Raw genomic sequence first — 25,181 nt, 5'->3', positions numbered from 1 at the left:
GATGCATTCAACACAACCCTCTCACTTCATTTTATTTGACGGTGTCTGCAACGTGTGCAGTGGTGCTGTTCAGTTTATCATCAAGCGCGACCCGAATGAGCGGATGATGTTTGCTTCTTTACAATCAGATACAGGGCAGCGTGTTTTAAAAGAAAACGGCTTGCCTTTAGATGAGTTCAATTCATTCATTTATATTGAAAATGGGACCCTTTATATGAAGTCAACAGGCATCTTAAAAGCCGCGCGGCATTTAAAAGGGATATACAGATGGAGCTATTTACTCCTCGCGATCCCTCGTCCAATCCGTGACTGGTTTTATCAGCTCATTGCAAAGAATCGCTACAAATGGTTTGGTCAAAAAACATCCTGTATGATGCCTACACCTGATATTCAGAAGCGGTTTCTTCCATAAAAAAAGCATCCTCCATCATCGGAGGATGCTTTCTTTCGTCTGATTAAGCTGGCAGACTCGCCATCACACTGTTATAAAGCTTAATAAATAAGTACAAAATGCCGATCAAAAACGTGGCCCAAAACAGCAGATTAAACATCATAAACCCAATTAAATTCAGCATGGAAAGTGATTGATAAATGCGTACCACAACCCAGATAAAATAGACGAGACTTGCTAAAACAAAAAGCCCAACAAGCAAAATAAGCTGCTGCGTCAATAGAAATGCAAGTAAGCTGGCAAACAAATAGACAACCGATGCAATCCGAATTTTCTTTAAGTTCTCCCCTTCAGGGTCCTTTGCAAAAAAGAGCAGCGCCAACTCTAACACCGTATCTGCAATGAGTTTTAAAGCAGATAAAATCATAAAATAAACAAGTGCAAATGCGGCAAATAAAGCAAGACGAATGCCCTGTTCAGAGAAAAATTCCAGCATTCCTTTTAAAATCCCTGCTTGGGTCAAGAAGTCAGTCGTGATACCTACTGTAAAAATAGAAAAGGCAGAGCTGAATAGCAAAATTGAAATCAGCGGAAAATATCCAGTCAAATATGTATTTTTCATAAATAGATCCTTTCTCATAAGCTCATTTTTATTATGGCTCACTTAAAACGGATTGACAAGATGCTTTCCAAGTAAACTGGAATCTAAATCAAATTTGTGATTTTGCACGTACATTCCTTCACAAACTTACATTTTCCCGTTAAAGTATTACTATTACGAAAAAATTGCGCGTTAGGGGTATACTCGTGAAAAAAACTTTAAGACTGCAAACACGGCTGACGATCTTTGTCTGTATTGTTGTCCTGATCTCCCTCTGTATCACATTCTTTACGATCTGGTCAGAAACAGCCAAAAATATTCATCAGCAGGAACGTGATATCGCCCTCTCCACTGCCAAAATGGTCGCAGAGGCTCCGATCACAGCAAAATCATTGGAAAAAGATCAATCATATACAGCACTGCGAAAATATACAACAAGTGTTCAGCGTATTACCAAAACCGAATTCGTTGTCGTCATGGATATGAACGGTATCCGCAAAACACATCCGAATCCGCAAAAGATTGGGAAGCGGTTTGCTGGCGGTGATGAAAAACCGGCATTACAGGGTAAAGAACATATTAGTACCGCATCTGGAACACTTGGCAAGTCCATGCGTGCCTTTGTTCCTGTTTATAACCAAGATGGCAAGCAGCTCGGGGCTGTGGCGGTTGGGATTACATTAAAGGAAATTGATTTAATTATTCATCAAAGCCTGCTCCCGCTCTACTTTGTCACATCGCTTAGCCTTTTATCTGGCATTATCGGCGCACTCATTGTGGCACGTAAAGTAAAGAAGATTATGTTTGGACTAGAGCCAGATGAAATTGCCACTTTATTAAAAGAACGAAGCGCTATGCTAGAATCAACAAAAGAAGGCATTCTTGCCGTCGATCAGCACGGTAAAATCAAGCTGGCAAATGCAGAAGCTAAACGTCTTTTTCATAATATGGGCATTATTGTTGACCCTAGAGAACAAGATGTACAGGCCCTTCTTCCTTCAAGCGGCTTAAAGCAAGTAATCGAAACACGGAAACCGCTGCTTGATCGCGATGTCAGAATGAACGGACTGGAGCTGGTCTTTAATGAGGTGCCGATTACGGTAAAAGGAGAAATTGTCGGAGCAATCGCAACCTTCCGTGACAAAACAGAAGTCAAACACCTGGCTGAGCAGCTGAGCGGAGTGAAGATGTATGCCAATGCACTTCGTGCCCAGTCACACGAATTTATGAACAAGCTCCATGTCATTTTAGGATTGGTCCAGCTAAAGAACTATGATGACCTTGGCACCTATATTAAAGATATTGCAATTTATCAGCAGACAGAAACAAATGAAATCATCAACCATGTGAAAAACTCAGTCTTAGCCGGGTTTTTACTAGGAAAACAAAGCTACATCAGAGAACAAGGCGCATCTTTAGAAGTCAATTGCAATACACAGGTACCAAACTCGGAGGACCCAGCCGTCACACATGACCTTATTACGGTCATCGGTAATCTGTTAAATAACGCACTCGATGCCGTTTCCCATACAGAGAACAAAAATATCTCCATCTCATTCAGATATGTCCAAGAGCAGCTTCATATTGAAATTACAGACACAGGGGTCGGTCTGACAAAAGAAGAACAGGACATTATGTTTGATCAAGGCTTTTCAACAAAAGGAGAAGACAGAGGATTTGGCCTTTATTTTGTTGACCAAAGCATCAAAAAACTGAACGGACATATGATCGTCACAAGCGAAAAAGGAGAAGGAACAACCTTTAGTCTCCGTATTCCATATAAACAAAAGGAGGATTCACATGATTAATGTGTTGATCGTAGAAGATGACCCAATGGTCGGGGAGCTGAATAAACGCTACTTGACCCAAATAGAAGGATTTGAATTAAAAGGGATTGCCACCTCATTTCAGAAGGCACTAGACATCTTAAAATCAGAAATCATTCACCTTGTATTGCTTGATATCTATATGCCTGGACAAAATGGGCTCGCCCTATTATCAGAAATTCGTGAGAAAAATCATTCCGTTGACGTCATCGTCATTTCAGCTGCAAATGAAGTGGATGTCGTACAGCAAACGATGCGAAACGGAGCTGTCGACTATTTAATCAAACCTTTTGAGTTTGAACGCTTCCAATCAGCACTGGCAGAATATAAAAGAAAACATGCCCTATACCAAACGATGAACAGCATCTCTCAAAATGATTTAGACGCGAAGCTTTTTCATAAAAAAGCAGAGGCGGAAAAAGTCCTGCTGCCAAAAGGCCTGACGAAGAGCACACTCAAACTCATCTGGACAAGCATTCAATCATTCGGTCAGCAGGCTTTCACGACCGAAGACCTAGCCAATCATACTGAAATCTCCCAAGTTTCAATTAGAAAATACTTGAAATTTCTTGAGGATATCGAAGTGGTTGATGTGGAAATGGCATACGGGACAATCGGCCGCCCTGTTTTCCAATATAAACTGAATACAAGCAACATGAATTTAATTCAGCAATATCTTTAATTTGACACATCTGACCTTTCACAAAGGCCAGATGTTTTTTTATGGCATACGATGTCACAAACCCCTTGATATCAGTGGTTCCACTGTAGTAGAGCACATCATAAAAGCGGCATTATATCATATTTCAGCACATAAAAAGACATCGAATTTAGCCTTTTAACATTTTTTTAAAAATAAAACAAATTTCTATTTATTTATTCGATGGGAAATGATAAATTATGATTGATTAGTTCAACGAGATATAAGTCTGATGTCTTACATCTTCTCTCCTGTTTCCATCAATTTTAAAAGAATGCAGGATAAAATACCCTTTTCACAAGGATAGGAGGAGGCAAGAGTCGGTCTTTTTTCGCGAGACTTTTCTGAAACTTTTAAATTTTATAGGGGGTTATGTTTTGAAGAAGCGCAAAATTGGACTTGCATTGTCCTTAGTCGTAGCAGCAGGAACCATCCTTGGAGCATGCGGCAACTCTGGCTCAAACAGCGGTGAAAACAAAAAAGATAAAGATCAATTCACTGTTGCAATGGTAACTGATGTCGGTGGTGTCGATGACAAATCGTTTAACCAATCAGCTTGGGAAGGTTTACAAGCATTTGGGAAAGACAACAATTTAACAAAAGGTAAAAACGGCTTTGATTACTTACAATCAAAAACGGATGCAGATTATCCAACAAATTTAAATACACTTGTTAGACAAAAATTTAACCTGATTTATGGTATCGGCTATAAAATGGAGAGTGCCATTTCTAAAATAGCTGATCAGCGAAAAGATTCCAAATTTGCAATTGTGGATGCAGTTGTTGATAAGAAGAACGTAGCTAGTATTACATTTAACGAAAACGAAGGGTCATTCCTTGTAGGTGTTGCAGCGGCTCTTTCTACAAAATCAAACAAAATTGGTTTTGTTGGCGGCGTTGATTCTGAATTAATCAGAAAATTCGAAGTTGGTTTCCGTGCAGGCGTTGAAGCAGCTAATCCAAAAGCAAAAGTTGAAGTGAAATATGCTGGTGCATTTGATAAAGCAGACATCGGTAAAGCAACAGCTGAAAGTATGTACAAATCTGGCGTTGACATTATTTATCATGCAGCTGGAGGTACTGGAACGGGTGTCTTTACAGAAGCAACCAATTTAAAAAAGGCAGATCCAAATCGAAATGTTTGGGTCATTGGTGTTGATAAAGACCAGTATGACGAAGGTAAAGTACCTGGAACAAAACAAAGTGTCACTCTTACTTCTATGATTAAGAAAGTAGACACAGCGGTACAAGACTTAACAACAAAAGCAAAAGAAGGTAAATTCCCTGGTGGCGAAGTCATCACGTACGGTCTGAAAGAAGGCGGCGTTGACATCTCTCCATCTCAAGAGAATCTTGATAAAGATGTATTGAAGAAAATCGAAGAATGGAAACAAAAAATCATCAAGGGTGAAGTGAAAATCCCTGCAACACGTGATGAACTAAAAGATTTTAAAGCTTAATTTGTGCATCGGGATAAGCGCGTCTTATCCCCTTGCCTCTCCTTTACCTCCTCTTTATTCATAAAAGGTGGTAAAAGAAAAGCTGCAGCCTTGTTTTGCAGCTTTTCTTTTGCTAGTTTTTATCTTCATCAGCACCCTAAAAAAGGAGCGGTTAAACCTGTGGATTATGTCATTGAAATGTTGAATATACGCAAAGAATTCCCTGGCATTGTAGCAAATGATAACATTACGCTACAGCTAAAAAAGGGCGAAATTCATGCGCTGCTTGGTGAAAACGGCGCTGGAAAATCAACGCTTATGAACGTGCTTTTCGGACTGTATCAGCCTGAAAAAGGTGAAATCAAGGTACACGGAAAACCGGTTACAATCTCAAGTCCAAATGATGCAAGTGATTTAGGCATTGGAATGGTCCATCAGCATTTTATGCTAGTTGATACATTTACTGTGGCTGAAAACATCATTTTAGGAAAAGAGCCAAAGAAATTTGGAAAGATTGACAAAGAACAAGCCATTCAGCAAGTGCAGGAACTTTCTGACCGTTATGGACTGAAAATAGACCCTGCCGCTAAAGTATCTGACATCTCAGTCGGTATGCAGCAGCGAGCAGAAATCTTAAAAACACTATACCGCGGCGCTGACATCTTGATCTTCGACGAACCAACAGCCGTCTTAACACCTCAAGAAATAAAAGAACTCATACAAATTATGAAAAACTTAATCAATGAAGGCAAATCCATTATTTTAATTACCCACAAGCTAAAAGAAATTATGGATGCCTGTCATCGCGTGACCATTATCCGAAAAGGGCAAGGTATTCGTACACTTGATGTGGAACACACAAACAAAGACGAGCTTGCCAGCTTAATGGTCGGCCGCGAAGTCTCATTTAAAACAGACAAAAAAGCAGCCTCCCCTGCTGAAGAAGTCTTGCAAATTCAAGATCTCACTGTCAAAGATGCGCGAGGAATTGAAGCTGTGAAACAACTCAATTTATCAGTGAAAGCTGGTGAGATTGTCGGAATTGCGGGTGTAGACGGAAATGGTCAATCTGAATTAATTGAAGCCATTACAGGTCTGAAAAAATCCGAATCTGGCACGATCATGCTAAACGGGAAAGCCATTCAAAATCTCCCGCCTCGTAAGGTCACAGAATCTGGTATCGGACACATTCCTCAAGACCGTCATAAGCACGGACTTGTCCTTGATTTTTCAATTGGAGAAAATATTTCCTTACAAACGTATTATCAGCGTCCATATTCGAAGTTTGGCTTGATGAATATGAAAAATATTTATCAAAAAGCAAAACAAATCATTGCTGAATACGACGTACGGACACCTAGTGAATATACAGAAGCACGTGCGCTATCAGGGGGTAACCAGCAAAAAGCCATTATTGGCCGTGAAGTGGACCGAAATCCTGATTTATTAATTGCCGCACAGCCGACACGCGGACTTGACGTCGGAGCCATTGAGTTTGTTCATAAGCGTCTGATTGAACAAAGGGATGCAGGCAAAGCCGTTCTGCTCATCTCCTTTGAGCTTGATGAAATTATCAATGTCAGTGATAAGATTGCCGTTATTTTCGAAGGCAGCATTATTGCCATTGTTGATCCAAAAGAAACAACAGAGCAAGAACTTGGTCTGTTAATGGCTGGAAGTACGCAACAGGAAGTGGGGAAAGAAGCAAATGTCTAATCGCTTAACAAATCTGCTGATTCCGCTTATAGCCATTGTACTTGGTCTTTTCGTTGGGGCCATCATTATGCTGGCAAGCGGTTATAGTGTCATCGAAGGTTATAGCGCCCTTTGGAATGGCGTATTCGGTGAAACGTATTATATGGGAGAAACCATCCGACAAGTCACGCCTTATATTTTATCAGGACTTGCTGTTGCCTTTGCATTTCGGACAGGCCTCTTTAATATCGGGGTAGAAGGTCAACTTCTCATTGGCTGGATTGCATCTGTATGGATAGGAACAACCGTCCATGCACCTGCGTATATCCACCTGCCTCTTGCACTGATCACTGCAGCAGCTGCTGGTGCATTATGGGGCTTTATTCCTGGGTTTTTAAAAGCACGTTTTTATGTTCATGAAGTGATTGTCACTATTATGATGAACTACATTGCACTTCATGTGACTAATTTTATTATTACAAATGTTCTTACAGATCATAAAGATAAAACAGATAATATTAATTCGACTGCCTCATTACACTCTGATTTTTTTGAAAAAATCACTGATTTTTCAAGCATGCATAACGGAATCATTGTAGCTGTCCTATCTGCCGTTATTATGTGGATTATTATCCAAAAAACCTCTAAAGGGTTTGAATTGCGTGCTGTTGGTATGAATCAACACGCATCCCAATATGCTGGAATGAATGTGAGAAAAAACATTATATATTCCATGCTCATTTCTGGTGCCTTTGCAGGTCTTGCAGGTGCGATGGAAGGGCTCGGAACCTTTGAATATGCATCAATAAAAGATGCCTTCACTGGCGTTGGTTTTGATGGAATCGCTGTTGCCTTATTAGGCGGAAATACAGCTATTGGTGTCGTCTTAGCGGCATTATTGCTTGGTGGATTGAAAGTCGGTGCTTTAAACATGCCGCTTGAATCTGGCGTACCGACTGAGGTCGTTGATATTGTGATTGCGATCATTATTCTTTTCGTTGCCTCAAGCTATATCATCCGTCTTGTCATTCAACAATTGAAGAAAAAGGGGGGAAAATAAGTGGGATTTCTGCAAATTCTTGAAATCATCGTCCCGGCTACACTTGTATATGCTGCACCACTTATTTTAACCGCTCTTGGAGGCGTCTTTTCAGAAAGATCAGGTGTCGTCAATATCGGTCTTGAAGGTTTGATGGTCGTCGGAGCATTTTCTAGTATTATCTTTAACTTAATGTTTGCTGATACGTTTGGTGCCTTCACCCCGTGGCTCGGTCTTCTTGTTGGTATGGCCATTGGCGGCGTGTTCTCACTCATTCACGCTGTTGCCACTATTACGTTCAGAGCAGATCAAACGGTCAGTGGTGTTGCGATTAACATGCTTGCCCTTGGTGCTACGCTGTTTGTTGTCAAACTGATTTATGGAAAAGCACAAACGGATAAAATTACAGAACCTTTCTATAAAGGAGATATTCCCCTTTTAAGTGACATTCCAATCATTGGTGATATTTTCTTTAAAGATGTGTATTATACGTCCATTCTCGCATTAGTTCTTGCGGTTGTCGCTTGGTTTGTTTTATTTAAAATGCCGTTTGGCTTGCGACTTCGTGCAGTCGGAGAGCATCCAATGGCAGCTGATACAATGGGAATCAAGGTATATCGGATGCGATATATCGGCGTCTTCATTAGTGGTCTATTTGGCGGTCTTGGCGGAGCTGTGTATGCATCGACCATCGCTCTTGATTTCTCACACGCCACCATTACAGGACAAGGCTTCATTGCGCTGGCCGCCCTTGTTTTCGGGAAATGGCACCCATTTGGCGCTATGGGCGCTGCTTTATTCTTTGGATTTGCACAAAGCTTAAGCATCATCGGCTCTCTGCTTCCGCTGTTTCAAGATATCCCGAATGTGTACATGCTCATTGCACCATATGTGCTGACGATCCTAGCTCTTACTGGCTTCATTGGACGAGCAGACGCACCAAAAGCACTTGGTACCCCTTATTTAAAAGGAAAACGATAAATAAATACCATGTATGTTCAATCCCCTGAAGGACAAACTATCTTCAGGGGATTTTTGTATGATAAAAACGACAAAACCCCTGTTTATTTTACTTTTATTACACTTAATTTAGTTTAATAAATAGATGAGTGTCACAGAATCTTCTACAATTGAGACAAATAGCATTTGGGGGTGTTTATGTGGCTAATACACAACAATTGAAATCGATTACAAACGATTCTGACAATAATAAAAGCGTTTTCCGAAAAATTCTTTCTTGGAAAATTGGTGTTATTGATCTACCTGTGTATATAGTACTTGCAGCGATTATTTTAACTGCCGCTTATTTTAATAAAATTCCAGCAAATATGCTTGGTGGTTTCGCTGTTATTATGATTTTGGGGATTTTCCTAGGAGATGTAGGACAACGTATTCCAATCTTAAAAGATATTGGTGGACCGGCGATTCTTTCTTTATTCGTACCATCGTTCCTGGTCTTTTTTCATGTTCTGAATCCAAACTCGTTGGAAGCGGTTACGTCTCTGATGAAAACGTCGAACTTCCTATACTTCTATATATCTGCTCTTGTAGTAGGTAGTATTCTTGGGATGCAACGAACTGTTTTAGTACAAGGCCTTATTCGTATGTTTGTTCCTCTTGTTGCAGGTACAATTACAGCTGTAGCTGCTGGAATTCTAGTGGGTCTTCTAGTTGGTTATACACCGCATCATTCGTTCTTCTTTATCATTGTACCGATTATTGCCGGTGGTGTCGGTGAAGGAATATTGCCATTATCAATTGCTTATTCACAAATTCTTGGTGTATCAGCAGAGTCATTAATTTCTCAATTAATTCCGGCTGCTGTCATTGGGAACGTCATTGCCATCATTTGTGCTGGCGCAATGAAAAAGCTTGGTGAAAAACGTCCTGAACTAAACGGGAATGGACGACTTGTTAAATCAAAAGAAGCAAATGAAATCTTTGAACAGCCTGACATGGATACTAAAGTTGACTTCAGCTTAATGGGTGCAGGTGTACTTGTTGCTTGTACAACCTTTATCTTTGGCGGCTTATTAGAAAGTTTTGTTCATATTCCAGGTCCAATCTTAATGATTGTTCTTGCTGCATTAATCAAATACTTAAACGTGATGCCTCAGCATTTGCAAAACGGCTCACAGCAGTTCTACAAGTTTGTATCGAAAAGCTTTACATGGCCTCTAATGGTTGGTTTAGGAATTCTATACATTCCACTTGATGATGTGGCTACTGTCATTTCGATTCCTTTCGTATGTGTATGTATTGCTGTTGTTCTAGGCATGGTTGGTTCTGGTTACTTTGTTGGTAAATTCATGAACATGTATCCAGTTGAATCTGCCATTGTGACTGGCTGTCACAGTGGATTAGGCGGTACTGGTGATGTTGCGATTCTTTCAGCTTCTGGAAGAATGGGCCTTATGCCTTTCGCTCAAGTCTCTACACGTCTTGGCGGAGCAGCAACCGTTATTTGCGCAACAATCTTACTCAGAATGTTTACTTAAAAAAAGAAACAAAAAGCATGTCCTTTTCGTAAGGGACATGCTTTTTTTATATTTCTTTTCTCCCATACATCCTCATTCATCAGCTAATACAATTCGTATATACTCCCGAGGCTGAAAAGGATACTGTTTCGCCTGCGGATAGGTCATATGGAGGAGTTGTTCAGAAAATAGCGGCCATTCACTCCCGGCCTGCCACCTTTTTTGATCATTTCGTTCAATCAAGAATGCTCCTCCTAAAATCGTGCAGAATATGCTTAAGCTGATGGCGATCTTTCGTTTCATTTGATCAGCTCCTTTAAGAAAAGCATGTACGAAATACAAAACAATATACAACGAGTTTCATTTTTGATAAAATATTTTTTGTGGTCAAAAGAACTCAAAACAAATTCAATTTGTCGTAAATCACTTCAAACCAATGCACTATGTCTGTATTTACGCTATAATTTTAATTACCAGTTCTTTAGAACGTGAATTTATATTGATCAAAGGAGGTTCATTTTCTTGCAGCTTATTCACTTCGCCATCCTATCACCTTTTTTACTTGCCTTTGTCGTCCCTTTTCTTTTTAAATACGTAAGGCGTATACATACAGGATGGTTTGTTCTCATCTTGCCTATTCTTTTATTTACCTATTTCATCCAAATGATCCAGATCACCTCGAATGGACGAACGTTGTTCTCACAAGCTGAATGGATTCCCTCTCTAGGGATGAATTTCACTGTGTATGTAGATGGTCTCAGCCTGTTATTTGCTTTACTCATCACAGGTATTGGTGCACTTGTGGTACTGTACAGTATTTTCTACTTATCAAAGGAAAAAGAACAGCTTGGCTCTTTCTATACGTATTTATTAATGTTTATGACCGCTATGCTCGGTGTTGTCCTCTCTGATAACATGGTCGTACTTTATTTGTTCTGGGAGCTAACAAGTATCTCTTCCTTCCTCTTAATTGGGTATTGGTATAAGCGTGAGCGTTCTCGTTATGGAGCAACCAAATCACTGCTTATTACTGTGTTTGGCGGATTAGCTATGCTTGGCGGCTTCATCCTCATTTACCTGATCACTGATTCATTCAGTATTCGCGAAGCAGTCAATCAGCTTCAGCTCATTATGGCATCACCTTATTTCATCCCTGCGATGGTTCTCATTTTACTAGGGGCCTTCACGAAATCAGCGCAGTTCCCATTTTATATTTGGCTGCCTGATGCTATGGAAGCACCAACCCCTGTAAGCAGTTATCTGCATTCTGCTACTATGGTCAAAGCCGGTATTTATCTGGTTGCCCGCTTTAGTCCGATTTTTGCTATATCAGAGGTGTGGTTTTGGACCATTTCGATTGTCGGACTTATCACACTATTCTGGGGATCTTTCCACGCCGTTCGGCAAAATGATTTGAAAGCCATTCTGGCCTTCTCGACAGTGAGTCAACTCGGTATGATTATGCTCATGCTAGGAGTAGGCGCAGCTGCCATTCATGAAAACAACCCTGCCTTTTTTGGCGCAGCCGTTCTTGCTGCTATTTTTCATCTCATTAACCACGCGACTTTTAAAGGAAGTCTCTTTATGGCAGCAGGGATTATCGATCACGAAACAGGTACACGTGATATTCGCAAATTAGGTGGATTAATGACCATCATGCCAATTACCTTTACAATTACGTTAATTGGTACATTCTCGATGGCTGGACTCCCGCCTTTTAATGGATTTTTAAGTAAAGAGCTATTTTTCACAAGTATGATTCGGATTTCTGACATCAGCTTTACGGATGTTTCAACAGGGGGGGCTGTCTTCCCTGCTATCGCTTGGCTCGCTAGTGTGTTTACGTTCATCTACAGTATGATGATCGTCTTCAAAACATTTAGAGGCCGTCTGAATGTCGATCAATTGGAGAAAAAACCGCATGAAGCACCGATTGGTATGCTGATCCCGCCAATTATTTTAGCTGCACTTGTGGTCACGTTTTTCTTTTTCCCTAATATTCTTGCCTATTCTGTCATTGAACCTGCCATTCAAGCGATCATTCCAGAAGCCATTCAAACAGGAAGCCGCTTTGCCGTAAAAATTGAAGCGTGGCATGGATTCCAGCCAGAGCTTTACATGACAATTGGTGTAGTTGCGCTCGGTACCATTGGCTATTTAACGCTGTCAAAATGGCGCCCAATGTACAACATATTTAAAGAAAAATGGTCATTTAACGCTTTGTATGATCGTTCACTTATAGGTGTAGAAAAAGGGTCATACCGCCTAACAAACAGCTATATGACAGGATTCCTTCGTGACTATCTTGTCTATGTATTTGGTTTTATGATTATCGTGCTGGGCAGCGTGATGTTCTACAAGCAAGCCTTCTCATTTCAAACTGAGCACGCTGCATCAATCGGCACGTACGAAGCCATCCTTTCACTTGTGATGGTCGCAGCGACAGTCACGACTGTATTTGCTCGTTCACGCTTAACAGCTATTATTGCGCTAGGTGTTATGGGCTACACGCTGTCACTATTCTTCGTGATTTTCAGAGCACCTGACCTTGCGCTGACACAGCTCATTATTGAAACCATTTCTGTCGCGCTGTTCTTACTTTGCTTCTATCATTTGCCAAAGCTGAGTCTGAAGCAAAAAACACGAAGATTTAAATTAACAAATTTGATGATCTCATTAGGTGTTGGAGTTGTTGTCACCTGTCTTGCTTTTGCTTCAACAAGCCAGCAGTCTCTTGACACGATTTCAACGTACTTCATTGAAAACAGCTACAAACTGGCTGGCGGAGACAATATTGTCAATGTCATTCTTGTCGATTTCAGGGGCTTTGATACACTCTTTGAGATTACAGTGCTGGCCATTGCGGCACTCGGTATTTATGGATTATTGAAGGTAAAAGCACAAGGAAAACGGAAGAGAGGCGTACGGCGATGAGAAAGATTGATACGAATGATATGCTCTTACAAGTCACTACTAAAATTACAGCATTCATCATCTTGCTTTTCTCACTTCACCTATTTCTTGCAGGACATAACAATCCTGGCGGAGGATTCATTGGCGGTTTGATGAGTGCTGGTGCTGTCGTCCTTCTGCTTTTAGCCTATGACCTTAAAACAGTCAGACGCATTTTACCATTTGACTTTATTTATGTGGCTGGTGTCGGTTTGCTCGTTGCCATCCTAACAGGTATGGGATCTTTTCTGTTCGGAGCACCTTTCCTATCCCATGCATTTGATTATTTCCAACTGCCGTTTCTAGGGAAAACAGAACTGGCGACAGCGGTCCTGTTTGATATCGGTGTGTATTTAGTTGTTGTTGGTGTCACCATGACCATTATTCAAACGATTGGAGAGAAGGAATAATGGAATTTCTAATGTCTATTATCGTCGGAATCATTTTTATGGCAGCGACCTATTTAATGCTTTCAAAAAGCCTTCTGCGGGTCATCGTCGGTACTGCCGTTTTAAGTCACGGCGTCCATTTGCTTCTATTAACAATGGGCGGCTTAAAAAAGGGAGCACCTCCTATTTTGAAAGAGGGGCTCACATCCTATGTAGATCCATTGCCACAAGCATTAATTTTAACAGCCATTGTCATTGCTTTTGGTGTAACATCCTTTTTGCTCGTGATGGCCTTCCGTGCCTTCCAAGAGCTGAGAACAGATGACATGGATCAAATGAGAGGAAATGATCAGCATGAATAATCTCGTGATCCTGCCTATATTAATACCATTACTAGCTGCTACATTATTGATTTTTATGAATAAAAACACCATGCTGTCGAGAGGCTTTAGTGTGTTTGCATCTCTTTTAGCCATTATCTGTAATGTCTATTTGGTCCAAACGATTTTCACAAACGGCATACAAACCCTTTACCTAGGCGGCTGGAAAGCACCGTTTGGCATTGCCCTTGTGGCCGATCAGTTTGCTGCACTTCTTGTTTTGACCGCTTCCATTGTTGGACTTGTCACGGTTCTTTTTTCCTTTCAAACGATTGGGAAAGAAAGAGAGCGGCTGTTCTATTATTCTGGTGTCCAATTCTTGTTAGCTGGCGTCAGTGGTGCCTTTTTAACGGGAGATATTTTCAACCTGTTTGTCTTCTTTGAATTGTTGCTGATGGCATCTTATATGCTCATTGTTCTGGGTGGTTCAAAGCCTCAGCTTCGTGAATCACTGAAATACATTGTGTTTAATATTATCTCATCGGCATTATTTATTGTTGGCGTAGCGTGTTTATATGCAGTCACAGGCACACTGAACATGGCTGATTTAAGTGTGAAAATAGCTGAATCTGGGCAAACAGGGTTAATCACCGTGATTGCCATTCTGTTCCTGATTGTATTTGGCTTAAAAGCTGGGGTCTTCCCGCTTTATTTCTGGCTGCCAGGTTCTTATCATGCACCGCCGGCAGCGATTTCAGCTTTGTTTGGCGCACTGCTGACAAAGGTCGGGCTATATGCGATTGCCAGAGTCTTTACGCTCATCTTTATACATGATACAGGTTTTACACATACAATTATGGCTTGGCTAGCCGCTCTAACGGTTATATTCGGTGTCATTGGCTCTATCGCCTATTCTGATGTGCAAAAAATTGTGATTTATAACATTGTCACAGCTGTTGGTGTCATTTTGTTTGGGATTGCGGCCAATACACCGGCATCACTTCAAGGCGCCATTTATTACCTCATTCACGATATGGTGATCAAAGGAGCTCTATTTATGCTCGCAGGGGCACTGTTTGTGTATGCTGGAACCAATCATCTGAAAAAAATGGGTGGGCTGATTCAATCCCAGCCTCTACTCGGCTGGATGTTCTTCATATCGGCTTTATCACTTGCGGGTATTCCTCCGCTAAGTGGATTTGTTGGCAAGCTGAAAATTGTTGAAGGTGGGTTTTCTGCTGGGTACATGACGTTCTCTATCCTTGTTTTACTGTCCAGTCTTCTTGTCCTTTATTCTGTTATGAGGATTTTCATGCTCGCGTTTTGGGGAGAGGATCAGGATATGCGAAGAAGAAAGCCATCCATTAGAGGAATGGTGTATCCTGGGGTACTGCTTGTTATCTTATCGCTTGCGATTGGATTAGGCACAGAATTCATTGCACCTTATATCAATCAAGCTGCGGAAATGCTTTCAACACCAGAAAAATATATTCAAGCTGTGCTGAAGGAGTAGATGAACATGGCCTTTCAAATATTATTAAACGCTCTCCTCGCCTTTACATGGATGTTTATGAATGATACATACAGAGCTGCAGACTTTGTATCAGGCTTTGCACTAGGGATGATCGCCATTTTTATGCTACGGCGATTCTTCCCGCAACGTTTTTACGGCTATGCCCTTTATGCGATTTTCAAGCTCGTCATCATTTTTATCAGAGAGCTACTTCTTGCTAATTTGAGTGTACTCAAGACAGTGTTATCTCCAAAGCTTAAGATCAAGCCTGGTATTTTCGCCTTTCGTACAGATTTAAAAACAGATTGGGAAATCACCATACTGGCCAATATGATTACATTAACACCTGGTACACTGGTCATCGATATTTCCGATGATCGTTCGATTTTATACATTCATGCGATGGATATTGAAGATGCTGAAAAAGCCATCCACGATATTCGGGTATCATTTGAAAAAGCGATTCAGGAGGTGAGCGGTAAGTAATGGAACTGATCTTGCAAATGTCACTTGGAATTCTTGCGCTGTCTACTTTGCTTTTTGTGATACGGGTCATCAAAGGACCTTCTATCCCAGATCGCGTTAGTGCGCTTGATGCGATAGGAATCAATTTAATTGGGATGACAGCCATCGTGTCTATCTTACTGAAAACCACTACGTTCTTTGAAATTATTTTACTGCTCGGTATTCTTGCCTTTATCGGCACTGTCGCTTTTTCCAAATTCCTTGAGAAAGGGGAAGTGATTGAAAATGATCGTCATCGCTAAAGCGATCGTGATTTTCTTTATTCTGCTTGGCGCCATCCTCTGCTTGATTTCAGCCATTGGTGTCCTTCGCCTGCCGGATGTTTACACACGTATGCATGCTGCATCAAAAGCATCGACACTTGGTGTTGTTCTCATTTTAGTTGGTGTGTTCTTTCATGAATGGTTTCTTGCAGGGATCATCTCTGCGAAAATCCTGCTTGGGATTGTCTTTATCTTTCTGACCGCACCAGTCGGCGCTCATTTGATCGGAAGAGCCGCTTACAACACTGGTGTGAAAATGGACAAACGAAGTGTCCAAGATGATTATGGCGGTTTCCGTAACTTTGTCATTAAACGAAAAGAAGACTCTTATTTATAAATGAAGAATATGACATTCAGGTCTTGTTCACTTTACCTGCATGTTCATAAAAGGGTATTAAAAAAAGCTTCCGCTGCACCGGGAGCTTTTTTATATGCGATCAATGACAGCGAGTGTACATCTTGACGTACAGATATGACGGTCTCGATCATCTTTTATATCGATTTGGAATACCATTGTACGCCGTCCAACATGTACAGGAACAGCTGTAGCTGTCACCACTCCATCACGTACAGATTTTAAATGATTGGCATTGATTTCAATACCTGAACAAACCTGCTTCGTTAAATCCAAATGAGCAGCAGCACCCATGCTTGCCACTGTTTCTGCTAGAGCAGCTGATGCTCCTCCGTGCAGTAATCCAAATGGCTGTTTTGTTCGGTGATCGACTGGCATTGTCGCCACGCATCGTGACGTATTGCATTCCACAATCTCAATCCCCAGTGCCTCAAGCAGTGTATTTGAACCACTCACATCCATCAAGGCCCTCTCCCTTCACACGTTTACAGGACACTTTCCGATTTTGCAATTAACACCGCTTCCGTTCGAGATCCAACATTCAGCTTATTAAAGATGGAGGTCAAACTGTATTCAATCGAGCGTTTGCTCAAATGAAGCACATCGGCGATCTCTTGGTTTGTGTACCCTTTTTCCACTTCTCTTAAGATTAAACATTCACGCTCTGTTAACAGCTCATGATCCGTCTGCTGCGCCTGTTCTGGCTTCTCTTGCTGCTGTGAAATTAATTTCTTTAAATAGGATAGCTGAATGACAACTTCTCCTTGCAATGTGCGGTGTATGTATTCAATGATTTTGTCTTTTGTCTCTGTTTTACTTATTGCACCATGCAATCCAGCTCGAATGGCCTCTTCGAAATAATCATCTACTTCATATCCTGTATAAATGATAATTTTCACTTGTTGATTCGTTTCTAGAATTTGTTTGGCAATGTCCATTCCATTGATATCCCCGAGATTTAAATCCATCAAGATCACATCATAGATGGAAAAGTCATGCGTCTTTAAAAAGGCGCCTTCTGCATCAGGACTTAAACAATCGACTGATAGCTGCTGATCTGATTCTAATATGCTTTTTGTCCCTTCCATGACAGCCGGATGATCATCAATGACCAATATCTTCTTCATGTCTTCCTCCCTTTAAATCACTCACTTCCATTTTATATAAAAGACTTGGCAGATGCCAAGTCTTATTCCTTAAGAAATCGTTACAATTCCATTTCAATTTTCACCTTGAGCCCTTTTTCAGGTGCTGTGTGAATTTGAAGCTTTCCATTTAGAGCTTTGACTCGTTCCCTTATGCCAGAAAGACCCATGCTCATCGTGTGCTGATCAAGCTGGCTTGCATCAAATCCGACTCCATCGTCCTCATAATGGAGAACAACTTGATCTTTAATACAAATGAGCATCACTAAGACTTGGCTGGCCTTAGAATGCTTCAACGCATTGGATAACAGCTCCTGCACAATCCGGTAAATATTCAGCTGTGAGTCAATATCAATGTCCAGTTCTTTATCAAAGCGGGTTGTATTCAGTCTAATATGAAATGGCGCTTCCTCTTGAATTTGCGAAGTCAGCTTCGAAATTGCCTTCACTAACCCCAAATCATAGAGGAGCTGCGGCCGAAGTTCATGACATGTTTCTCTAGTGGTTTGAATCACCTTAGACATTTGTTCATTCCATGAGATCAATGAATTTTCAATAGATGTTGGGCATTGGTTGTTTTGGAAATTGGTTAAGAACATCTCGGACTGTCTCTTCAGTGAAATCAAATCCTGCAGCACAGAATCATGAAGATCCCTCGCTAAATCTGAGCGCTGCTTCTCTTCCATGGCGAACATGACTTTCTTCAGCCAGGCGGGATTGGCTTCCCGCTGTTTCAAATCCTCAAGATGCTCCATCAGTTCTTCGATCTTGACGACATTTTCTAAACTGACACTTGTGTAAAATGCCAATGTTTTCAGCCATGAGATTTCATCGCGGGTCAATTTCGGCGTCTGTATATTGGATAAGCAGCAAATCATAAACGAGTGACCGCCCCGCTCTCCAATTTTCATCATAAACCCTTTATCAAGCTCGATGATTTTCCCAACTTCACCTAAAATATCTTGAAATTGATCCACGTATTCTTTCCATAATTTACTATCATTTGTTGATTCATCAATTTCAATCATTTCTCCATTAGCCTTCACCTCTAGCACAAAGGCTTTATTCACAACGAGCACTTCTAAAATGGTGTATTTCAAATGATACAGTACTTGATGAAGTGATGACGCCTCACGAATAAGCTGCGTAAATTTAAACACGCTGTCTTGGTAATTATACTTCTCTGAAAAACGTTTCAAACGAAAACGGAAATCTAAAATTTCTTTAAAATAGAAAACAGCCAACATGAGTGTATATGTGATGAATGCGAGCTTCAGTGTGTACTTTAAATCTTCTGGTTTTTGCAGAATATAAAACGTGACAACAACTAAAATGGTCGGTGTAATGGCAATAAATCCATAGTATTTAAGTCTACTAATCAAGAAATCCATATTGTAAAGTTTGTTCGTCATGAATTGATACACGAGTGAAAAAGGAATGAGCAATACAAAAGAAGTTAAGAAAAAGGGATCTACAACATAAATACGAAACAAAACATATGGAATTGCAAATAAAAAAATAAATGGACAAAATGCTATGATATTAATCATGACAAAAAACTTTAAAACAGACCCCTGCTCTGTCTCTTTATATTTCTGCATTCCATTAATAATGACTTTGAATGACATGATAATAGAAGCAAAAAAGAATAAAAGATTTAAACTCGGCATGTATCTGGCTATCGCCGAATCAATTGGAACAAACAGCTCTATTACTAGATTAGTTATAGGAAGACTATATAAAATATAAATTGTTTTTCGAGTCGTTATATGCAGGTCAAACTCTTTGAAATATTGATAAATGAAATGAATATAAAAGATAAATACACTTGATAAACAAAATGTGATGACATAATGGCTAAATCTATCACCAATACCCGAAGTACCTGCACTAAGATATCCGATACAAATCGTTAATAAAAATAAAACTAAAAGAAATGCTGATTTTCGTTGGACCTCTTTGTTAATACGAATGATAAAGAAGATACAAAATAAACATATTGAATACAGGATAAGAGGAATTATATAGACAAATAAACTTTCTTGACCAATCAATGTCTTATTTTTTAGGGTGATCATTTGGTTGCCTCTTTGAATATCAATTCTTTGCACATTCCTAAGCTCACCATTGATCAAATGATCTTTATTGTTAGCAGGTTCTCCATTGATTTTAAGTATAATATCTCCTTCTTCTAATCCTGATGTGTAGGCTAAAGAAAGATATTCGACTTTGACAACTTCTGCTTGACCATTCTTGTTCTCCGCAACACGTGCTCCATTAAAAATATCAAATACATAAATATATGAAACATAGATCACAAATAAAAAAGACAGAAAAACCAAAAAAGCAGATAGTTTCGTATAAGTTATCTTCATGTATAAAACATCCTTAACTGGAGAACTTTTAAATCATTTTTAAATGAATAGTATCATTTATAGTACCATATATAATCTGCAGACATTTGCCCTTTTTTTATGCCTTGAATGATTGCTTTCATCGTTTCCTCATCTGTGTGAATTAAACTTGCATTCCCTAAGTCCAATTCATTCACAACACTAGGATTTTCCACTAAATATGCAATAACATTTTGAATGTTCAATCATTGCCCTCCTTTGTCATATATGCATATAATTGTTCCTTTTTCGTTTTAGGCAAATCAAGTTGTGCAATTCCTTGCTTCATTTTTAACAGCATAATCTCTCTCATCGATACCATGTACTGAGTCAAACCAGCTTCAAGTAACTTTTGCTTCAGTTGAAACGGCTTTTGCTCTGACTCATCCAGCCGGTTAGAAAAGAAGGAAAGAAGCTCTAGACTGACATCGTTAAAATGTCTTTGTAAATAACTAAATGCCAGCGTTTGTTTTTTTTGAAAATCTCCGTTTGTTTTTGAAAATAACGCAAAAAAATCGTTACTGATTTGTCCAGCAACACCATAATATATCGAATAAGATTCTACAGTGGCATTCATTTTTCTTGTCGCTAAATAAACACCCAGTACGCTAGAAAGAGCTGTTAAAGATCCAGATTTTTTCCTTAAAACCTCTACACACTCTTCTTCTGTTCCATACAAATGACTCAAATCCTCATGCTGCCCTTCCATAGACATTTTGATGAAGTGGAACAGTTTCTCTATTAGTTGAGAATTATTTTCACAAATTGATGTGATGAATTGGATACTCACCGTATACAAATACGTAGAAGCATTGATGGCCACTCCTTGGTTTACGTTCATCCAAGGATACGAATCATTATCCTGATCTTCAATATCATCTAATATATCGGCAGATAAGATGAGAAGTTCAATCCCTGCTGCCAGTTTTGTAATCGCTTGCTTGTCTTGTCCGCCAAATGCCTCATAATGTTGGTAAGCCAATTGCCCAAAAGGAAATTCATTCTTTATATCTGTAAATTCGAGAAGCAGCTTTTGTAAATCATTTTGCCTGACTGCATGTTGAATAAAATCAGACATTTTCTGCTTGATTTTTGTATTCTCTAGATAGTTTAGCATACTCGATCTTGATCCTCACCCTCTCGCCTCTTATTTTACTAAAAAGAAATAAGCAAATGTCCACTGACATCACTATTTAACAATTATATAATAATATATCCTTTTTTTGTATGTATTTGGATAAAAAAAAGACTTGATGGTTATCAAGTCTTTAAGAAATTTTCACATATTCATATTTGTCGTATTGATCAATGCTTTTGTTAATGTTATGAAGAGAAGCCGTTGTTTCTCTAATTTCGTTTTCAAGTTTCCATAATAGTTGTTTAAGTTCTTCGATTTCATACTTTTCCATCGATTCCACTCTCCTTTTTTGGAAGATCAATGTATTTGTGTATGTTGATTGGGTCATAAGTATTTGATCTGTTACTAACAGTGTAAATGCTATTGAGTATTTTTTCACCGAAAAGTATGCACAAAATGTGTGCGTGATACCGCAAAATTCAATAGGTCTTTTTTCATCATTTTCAGACTTTTCAAATGATACTTTTATCTCAATTTCAAAGGAAATACGTCATTTTTGCGACATGAACAGGCATCATTCGTCACAATTCTCATGATACAGAACGTACGATCCCCTCTGTTTCCTCGATTTTTCATGTTATAGGTCAGACGACAGGCTCTACTGTAGACACCGCAATTTTTTGGCGACATTCACCGAAATTGACCGCAAAAGTACCTATTTTTATGATGAATATGCAAAGGTAGAAAGATCATTTTGATTCTTTATTCGGATTTTCTTCATACATTTAGAACAGATATCCGTCCAAATTCACTTCAATGAGAGAAGAGGTGACCATGTGTTTTACTATGTTCCTTATCCGCCTTTGCAGGTTCCCGCAATAGGGAACGCATACCCGCGAACACCCATGACTTTTCCTCCAGTAGATGCTCATGCGTTTCAAAAGGCTGCAAAGGAATCAACCCGTCTCGTGGCTGATGCATCCCTCATTACACAGCAGATTTCCGGTTCGCTTTCGTTTGGACAGCGAATCATGGAAGCTGCTGAACGCGCTGACACCGCAAGTGTGATTCGAATGCTGAAGCAGATTGGGGTGAAAAGCAATATCGATATCCGCTTTAGTCCAGAAGGCATCCGCATCTACTTATCCCTCTCTTCCAGCAGGCTTTTTCTACTTTTACAGTGGGGATAACAAAGAAAGAAGCCGCTCTAGTGTGAGCGGCTTTTCTTAAGATTCAAACATTTTATGACACCATTCAATGGCTTCTATATAACAGCCGTAGGCTTCCTGCTTAGGGAGACTTCCACCTAACATCTCATCATCCCATTCATTTCGTTCAATACGTTTGGCAACGTCTAACACAAGGAAATAGTCATTTTCATAGCCAAGCAGTGCCTCACCTACTTCATCCGAAAGAGGCAGTTCTTTCACAAGTTCAGTAATGTCCGCCCTGACAAGCGTATCAATAAGTGAAAACATACCTGTTAGCATATAAGAAGCGGGATGCTCTCGTTCAGTCCGACTAGCAATGAGTTCACACGTTTTGGCACGAATGAACGACATTTTGATGATTTCCTTTTGGCTTGAGTTGGCTTGGACATTCAGTTCTTTAAATGAAAGGATAAAGATCCATCGCCGTATTTCATTAAACCCAAGCAGGATAATCGCCTGACGAATGCTCTTGATTTGATAAAGACGTCTCATGCCGCCAGAATTCAGCATTTTTAATAATTGATATGAAAGGGAAAGATCACTTTCTATAAAGTGCGTCACGGTCTGAATATTCGGCTGCTCCTTGCTCAGCTCATTCAATAGCTGATGGTATGCGTGGAAGCTAGTCGATAAGGCTCGTCCCGAAATGACGTGCGGCTCACTAAAGAAATATCCTTGAAACAAATGGAAGCCAGCTTCTAACGCTTCTTCATATTCTTTTCGCGTTTCTACCTTTTCAGCAAGGAATCGAAGTCGATACTTTTTATATGTATGTAAAATGTCTCTTCGTTCTTCACATGTTGTTTTCAGAAAATCAATTTTTAAAATATCAATGCAATAGAGGAGTTCATCGAGTAACTTGTCATGAAAATGTGTTCCGCTCAGAAAGAAATCATCGAGCGCAATCGTGTATCCCCACTTTTTTAATTGCTTACATCTCATAATAAGTGCCGGGGTAATCGGTACATTTTCTAATATTTCGATCACAAGCTGATGTGGATCAAAATAAGTGAGCAGATCAGACGAAAGCAAGCTTTCGGTGAAATTGATGTAGCATCGTTTTCCTTCTGTCAGTGTTTCGATGCCAATGTTTAAAAAACTATTGATAATGAGGTCCGTTGTCGCTTGATCACCATCTTCAGCGCTATATGTATTGGTTTCACTATCTCTATAAAGCAGCTCGTATGATACGACTTGTTCTTTTCTGTTAAAAATAGGCTGCCTTGCAACAAACACCCTCAACTGCTCCATTCCTCCTTTATGCAATGACAAACAAGATGTGCTTTCAGTATACCAAATGATTGCCCATAAGGTTCATTTTGAATCGTCCAACATGAAAAAAAAGAGACCATCTGGCTTGATGATCTCCTTTCCCGGGGTAATCAGCTTTCATAAAGCTCTTTTTTGATTTTATTTTTCACATCATGGATAAACTGCATCTTATTATCCCAGCATTTTTGACTCAAATCGACTGGGTATTCTTCTGGTTTGCTGATTCGTTTGTATTCCTCCCAGAAGAGTCCAAGACTGTCCTGCACATATGCTTGAATCGTTTGGATATCTGGATTATCATACACCAGCTTCCCTTGTTCAAAAATTGGGACATGAAGGTCCTTTGCCACAAAATTTGTCACAAATTTGCTGATAAATGTATGAACTGGATGGAACATTTTCAGCTTATCTTCACTTTGAACATCTTCTTCTTCAAGGGCAATGTAGTCTCCCTCAGAGTGATGATTCAATTGATTGATAATGCGATACACTCGTTTACGGCCTGGTGTTGTCACTTTCTCTGGATTAGAAGAAATTTTGATCGTGTCATTCATCTGACCGTTTTCTTCAATCGATACAAGCTTATATACAGCACCAAGAGCTGGCTGATCGAATGCGGTAATCAGTTTCGTTCCAACACCCCATACATCAATTTTTGCACCTTGTGCTTTTAAGTTCATAATGGTGTGTTCATCAAGATCGCTTGATGCAATGACTTTGGCGTCATGGAATCCAGCTTCATCCAGCATCGTTCTCGCCTTTTTAGACAAGTAGGCAAGGTCTCCGCTATCAAGTCTGACCCCAATAAAGTTGATTTTATCACCGAATTCTTTCGCTACCTTAATCGCATTTGGAATGCCTGATCTGACCGTATCATATGTATCCACTAAAAAGACACAGTCTGTATGTGTTTCGGCATATTTTCTAAATGCAGTATATTCGTCGCGATATGCTTGTACAAGCGCATGGGCATGTGTGCCTGATACGGGAATATTGAAGCGTTTCCCTGCACGGACATTACTTGTTGCCTGAAATCCGCCGATCAGTGCTGCTCTTGCTCCCCACATGGCTGCATCCATTTCATGCGCACGTCTTGTTCCGAATTCTAATGCTGTCTCATCTTCAATGATTCCTTTAATACGAGCCGCCTTTGTTGCAATTAGCGTCTGGAAGTTCACGATGTTGAGCAGTGCCGTTTCAATTAGCTGCGCTTCAACAAGTGTTGCCTCGATGCGCATAATAGGTTCATTCGCAAAGACAATTTCTCCTTCTCGCATTGAATGAAGTGTCCCTGTAAAAGACAATCCGCTTAAGTATTCAATGAAATCGCTTTTATAACCGAGTTCATCTTTTAAATATGCAAGGTCGCTCTCGGTGAAGGAGAAGTCCGATAAATATTCAATCGCTTTCTCTAAACCAGCAAATACAGCGAAGCCGTTGTCAAATGGAAGCTTTCTAAAGAAGAGTTCAAAGACTGCCTTCTTCTCATGAATGCCGTCTCTCCAATACGTTTCTGCCATGTTAATTTGATAAAGATCTGTATGTAGTGATAAACTGTCGTCAATAAACCGATGCTCCAACTTCCATTCTCCTTCCC

26 protein-coding genes are annotated in these 25,181 nt (G+C 39.9%); 16 read left to right on the top strand and 10 right to left on the bottom strand.

The window, feature by feature from the left end; all coding sequences use genetic code 11:
- Nucleotide 1: 1 nt before the first annotated feature.
- The gene (locus tag MHH23_RS05820; protein ID WP_058336862.1) at nt 2–412 is read left to right on the top strand and encodes a thiol-disulfide oxidoreductase DCC family protein; all 411 of its coding nucleotides are present in this window, start codon (nt 2–4) and stop codon (nt 410–412) included.
- A gap of 43 nt (nt 413–455) precedes the next feature.
- Here the strand turns inward: MHH23_RS05820 and MHH23_RS05815 are convergent, their stop codons facing one another.
- Entirely contained in the window at nt 456–1,013 is a 558-nt protein-coding gene (locus MHH23_RS05815; RefSeq protein ID WP_017367952.1) for a YufK family protein, read from the bottom strand.
- 185 nt (nt 1,014–1,198) lie between these two features.
- Here MHH23_RS05815 and malK point away from each other — a divergent pair, with 185 nt between their 5' ends.
- The 7 genes from malK (at nt 1,199) to MHH23_RS05780 (ending at nt 10,189) form a co-directional block, all read left to right on the top strand.
- On the top strand, nt 1,199–2,800 hold the full coding sequence (malK, locus tag MHH23_RS05810; RefSeq protein WP_340959071.1) for a malate sensor histidine kinase MalK: 1,602 nt from the start codon (nt 1,199–1,201) through the stop codon (nt 2,798–2,800).
- A complete protein-coding gene (locus tag MHH23_RS05805) occupies nt 2,793–3,500 on the top strand; it encodes a response regulator (RefSeq protein ID WP_024719723.1) in 708 nt (235 codons plus the stop codon). Before malK ends, MHH23_RS05805 begins: the two co-directional genes overlap by 8 nt.
- Nucleotides 3,501–3,895: 395 nt before the next feature.
- Nucleotides 3,896–4,978 (top strand): BMP family lipoprotein, encoded by a 1,083-nt coding sequence (locus tag MHH23_RS05800; RefSeq protein WP_017358951.1) that lies wholly within the window; start codon nt 3,896–3,898, stop codon nt 4,976–4,978.
- Nucleotides 4,979–5,137: 159 nt separating this feature from the next.
- Complete coding sequence (locus tag MHH23_RS05795; protein WP_058213661.1) at nt 5,138–6,673, top strand: ABC transporter ATP-binding protein; 1,536 nt, start codon at nt 5,138–5,140, stop codon at nt 6,671–6,673.
- Entirely contained in the window at nt 6,666–7,712 is a 1,047-nt protein-coding gene (locus tag MHH23_RS05790; protein WP_025207902.1) for an ABC transporter permease, read from the top strand. The genes MHH23_RS05795 and MHH23_RS05790 overlap by 8 nt, the downstream gene beginning before the upstream one ends.
- On the top strand, nt 7,713–8,672 hold the full coding sequence (locus tag MHH23_RS05785) for an ABC transporter permease (RefSeq protein ID WP_340959069.1): 960 nt from the start codon (nt 7,713–7,715) through the stop codon (nt 8,670–8,672).
- A gap of 179 nt (nt 8,673–8,851) precedes the next feature.
- Nucleotides 8,852–10,189 (top strand): 2-hydroxycarboxylate transporter family protein, encoded by a 1,338-nt coding sequence (locus tag MHH23_RS05780; protein WP_017367956.1) that lies wholly within the window; start codon nt 8,852–8,854, stop codon nt 10,187–10,189.
- A 72-nt stretch (nt 10,190–10,261) separates the two neighbouring features.
- Here MHH23_RS05780 and MHH23_RS05775 read toward each other — a convergent pair whose 3' ends face one another.
- Nucleotides 10,262–10,471, bottom strand: coding sequence for a hypothetical protein (locus tag MHH23_RS05775; protein ID WP_019744044.1), 210 nt, complete (start codon nt 10,469–10,471; stop codon nt 10,262–10,264).
- Between the two features lie 219 nt (nt 10,472–10,690).
- Between MHH23_RS05775 and MHH23_RS05770 the strand changes: the two genes are divergently transcribed.
- The 7 genes from MHH23_RS05770 to mnhG are packed head-to-tail and all read left to right on the top strand — an operon-like array spanning nt 10,691 to nt 16,467.
- On the top strand, nt 10,691–13,102 hold the full coding sequence (locus tag MHH23_RS05770; protein WP_340959067.1) for a Na+/H+ antiporter subunit A: 2,412 nt from the start codon (nt 10,691–10,693) through the stop codon (nt 13,100–13,102).
- Nucleotides 13,099–13,530, top strand: coding sequence for a Na(+)/H(+) antiporter subunit B (locus MHH23_RS05765; protein ID WP_008345843.1), 432 nt, complete (start codon nt 13,099–13,101; stop codon nt 13,528–13,530). Before MHH23_RS05770 ends, MHH23_RS05765 begins: the two co-directional genes overlap by 4 nt.
- The gene (locus MHH23_RS05760) at nt 13,530–13,871 is read left to right on the top strand and encodes a Na(+)/H(+) antiporter subunit C (protein ID WP_003213576.1); all 342 of its coding nucleotides are present in this window, start codon (nt 13,530–13,532) and stop codon (nt 13,869–13,871) included. The genes MHH23_RS05765 and MHH23_RS05760 overlap by 1 nt, the downstream gene beginning before the upstream one ends.
- Entirely contained in the window at nt 13,864–15,342 is a 1,479-nt protein-coding gene (locus MHH23_RS05755) for a Na+/H+ antiporter subunit D (protein ID WP_058336867.1), read from the top strand. Before MHH23_RS05760 ends, MHH23_RS05755 begins: the two co-directional genes overlap by 8 nt.
- Nucleotides 15,343–15,348: 6 nt before the next feature.
- The gene (locus MHH23_RS05750; protein WP_008345848.1) at nt 15,349–15,828 is read left to right on the top strand and encodes a Na+/H+ antiporter subunit E; all 480 of its coding nucleotides are present in this window, start codon (nt 15,349–15,351) and stop codon (nt 15,826–15,828) included.
- Nucleotides 15,828–16,109 (top strand): Na(+)/H(+) antiporter subunit F1, encoded by a 282-nt coding sequence (locus MHH23_RS05745; RefSeq protein ID WP_008345849.1) that lies wholly within the window; start codon nt 15,828–15,830, stop codon nt 16,107–16,109. The genes MHH23_RS05750 and MHH23_RS05745 overlap by 1 nt, the downstream gene beginning before the upstream one ends.
- Nucleotides 16,093–16,467 carry a monovalent cation/H(+) antiporter subunit G gene (mnhG, locus tag MHH23_RS05740; RefSeq protein WP_003213369.1) on the top strand — a complete coding sequence of 125 codons (375 nt, stop codon included), beginning with the start codon at nt 16,093–16,095 and terminating at the stop codon, nt 16,465–16,467. The genes MHH23_RS05745 and mnhG overlap by 17 nt, the downstream gene beginning before the upstream one ends.
- A 90-nt stretch (nt 16,468–16,557) precedes the next feature.
- Here mnhG and MHH23_RS05735 read toward each other — a convergent pair whose 3' ends face one another.
- The 6 genes from MHH23_RS05735 to degQ all read right to left on the bottom strand — a co-directional run bounded on the left by MHH23_RS05735 (nt 16,558) and on the right by degQ (nt 21,432).
- Complete coding sequence (locus tag MHH23_RS05735; RefSeq protein WP_017358943.1) at nt 16,558–16,947, bottom strand: hotdog fold thioesterase; 390 nt, start codon at nt 16,945–16,947, stop codon at nt 16,558–16,560.
- Between the two features lie 23 nt (nt 16,948–16,970).
- Entirely contained in the window at nt 16,971–17,612 is a 642-nt protein-coding gene (locus MHH23_RS05730; protein WP_007500477.1) for a response regulator transcription factor, read from the bottom strand.
- Nucleotides 17,613–17,692: 80 nt separating this feature from the next.
- Entirely contained in the window at nt 17,693–20,005 is a 2,313-nt protein-coding gene (locus MHH23_RS05725; RefSeq protein WP_045034542.1) for an ATP-binding protein, read from the bottom strand.
- Nucleotides 20,006–20,058: 53 nt separating this feature from the next.
- Nucleotides 20,059–20,229 (bottom strand): competence pheromone ComX, encoded by a 171-nt coding sequence (gene comX / locus MHH23_RS05720; RefSeq protein ID WP_080673854.1) that lies wholly within the window; start codon nt 20,227–20,229, stop codon nt 20,059–20,061.
- A complete protein-coding gene (locus MHH23_RS05715) occupies nt 20,226–21,140 on the bottom strand; it encodes a polyprenyl synthetase family protein (RefSeq protein WP_035701208.1) in 915 nt (304 codons plus the stop codon). Before MHH23_RS05715 ends, comX begins: the two co-directional genes overlap by 4 nt.
- A 151-nt stretch (nt 21,141–21,291) precedes the next feature.
- On the bottom strand, nt 21,292–21,432 hold the full coding sequence (degQ, locus tag MHH23_RS05710; RefSeq protein WP_003213123.1) for a degradation enzyme regulation protein DegQ: 141 nt from the start codon (nt 21,430–21,432) through the stop codon (nt 21,292–21,294).
- Nucleotides 21,433–21,937: 505 nt separating this feature from the next.
- Between degQ and MHH23_RS05705 the strand changes: the two genes are divergently transcribed.
- Nucleotides 21,938–22,291, top strand: a complete 354-nt coding sequence (locus tag MHH23_RS05705) for a hypothetical protein (RefSeq protein WP_017367963.1) — start codon at nt 21,938–21,940, stop codon at nt 22,289–22,291.
- A gap of 36 nt (nt 22,292–22,327) precedes the next feature.
- Here the strand turns inward: MHH23_RS05705 and MHH23_RS05700 are convergent, their stop codons facing one another.
- Nucleotides 22,328–23,554 (bottom strand): EAL and HDOD domain-containing protein, encoded by a 1,227-nt coding sequence (locus MHH23_RS05700; protein WP_035701209.1) that lies wholly within the window; start codon nt 23,552–23,554, stop codon nt 22,328–22,330.
- A 140-nt stretch (nt 23,555–23,694) separates the two neighbouring features.
- Entirely contained in the window at nt 23,695–25,164 is a 1,470-nt protein-coding gene (locus MHH23_RS05695) for a nicotinate phosphoribosyltransferase (RefSeq protein WP_007500472.1), read from the bottom strand.
- Between the last annotated feature and the right edge of the window lie 17 nt (nt 25,165–25,181).

The sequence above is a fragment of the Bacillus sp. FSL K6-3458 genome (assembly GCF_038005045.1).
In the GTDB taxonomy this organism is placed as follows: Bacteria; Bacillota; Bacilli; order Bacillales; family Bacillaceae; genus Bacillus; species Bacillus altitudinis.
Note: the sequence above shows the minus strand (reverse complement) of the source record. Positions and strands in the feature narration are given on the sequence as shown.

Excerpts from the sequence above, each read along its gene's own strand:
- MHH23_RS05815 (WP_017367952.1), bottom strand. The coding sequence starts at position 1,013 with ATGAAAAATACATATTTGACTGGATATTTTCCGCTGATTTCAATTTTG.
- MHH23_RS05805 (WP_024719723.1), top strand. The coding sequence starts at position 2,793 with ATGATTAATGTGTTGATCGTAGAAGATGACCCAATGGTCGGGGAGCTG.
- MHH23_RS05820 (WP_058336862.1), top strand. The coding sequence starts at position 2 with ATGCATTCAACACAACCCTCTCACTTCATTTTATTTGACGGTGTCTGC.
- MHH23_RS05715 (WP_035701208.1), bottom strand. The coding sequence starts at position 21,140 with ATGCTAAACTATCTAGAGAATACAAAAATCAAGCAGAAAATGTCTGAT.
- MHH23_RS05790 (WP_025207902.1), top strand. The coding sequence starts at position 6,666 with ATGTCTAATCGCTTAACAAATCTGCTGATTCCGCTTATAGCCATTGTA.
- MHH23_RS05765 (WP_008345843.1), top strand. The coding sequence starts at position 13,099 with ATGAGAAAGATTGATACGAATGATATGCTCTTACAAGTCACTACTAAA.
- MHH23_RS05750 (WP_008345848.1), top strand. The coding sequence starts at position 15,349 with ATGGCCTTTCAAATATTATTAAACGCTCTCCTCGCCTTTACATGGATG.
- MHH23_RS05745 (WP_008345849.1), top strand. The coding sequence starts at position 15,828 with ATGGAACTGATCTTGCAAATGTCACTTGGAATTCTTGCGCTGTCTACT.
- MHH23_RS05730 (WP_007500477.1), bottom strand. The coding sequence starts at position 17,612 with ATGAAGAAGATATTGGTCATTGATGATCATCCGGCTGTCATGGAAGGG.
- mnhG (WP_003213369.1), top strand. The coding sequence starts at position 16,093 with ATGATCGTCATCGCTAAAGCGATCGTGATTTTCTTTATTCTGCTTGGC.
- MHH23_RS05735 (WP_017358943.1), bottom strand. The coding sequence starts at position 16,947 with ATGGATGTGAGTGGTTCAAATACACTGCTTGAGGCACTGGGGATTGAG.
- MHH23_RS05775 (WP_019744044.1), bottom strand. The coding sequence starts at position 10,471 with ATGAAACGAAAGATCGCCATCAGCTTAAGCATATTCTGCACGATTTTA.
- MHH23_RS05760 (WP_003213576.1), top strand. The coding sequence starts at position 13,530 with ATGGAATTTCTAATGTCTATTATCGTCGGAATCATTTTTATGGCAGCG.
- degQ (WP_003213123.1), bottom strand. The coding sequence starts at position 21,432 with ATGGAAAAGTATGAAATCGAAGAACTTAAACAACTATTATGGAAACTT.
- MHH23_RS05725 (WP_045034542.1), bottom strand. The coding sequence starts at position 20,005 with ATGAAGATAACTTATACGAAACTATCTGCTTTTTTGGTTTTTCTGTCT.
- MHH23_RS05755 (WP_058336867.1), top strand. The coding sequence starts at position 13,864 with ATGAATAATCTCGTGATCCTGCCTATATTAATACCATTACTAGCTGCT.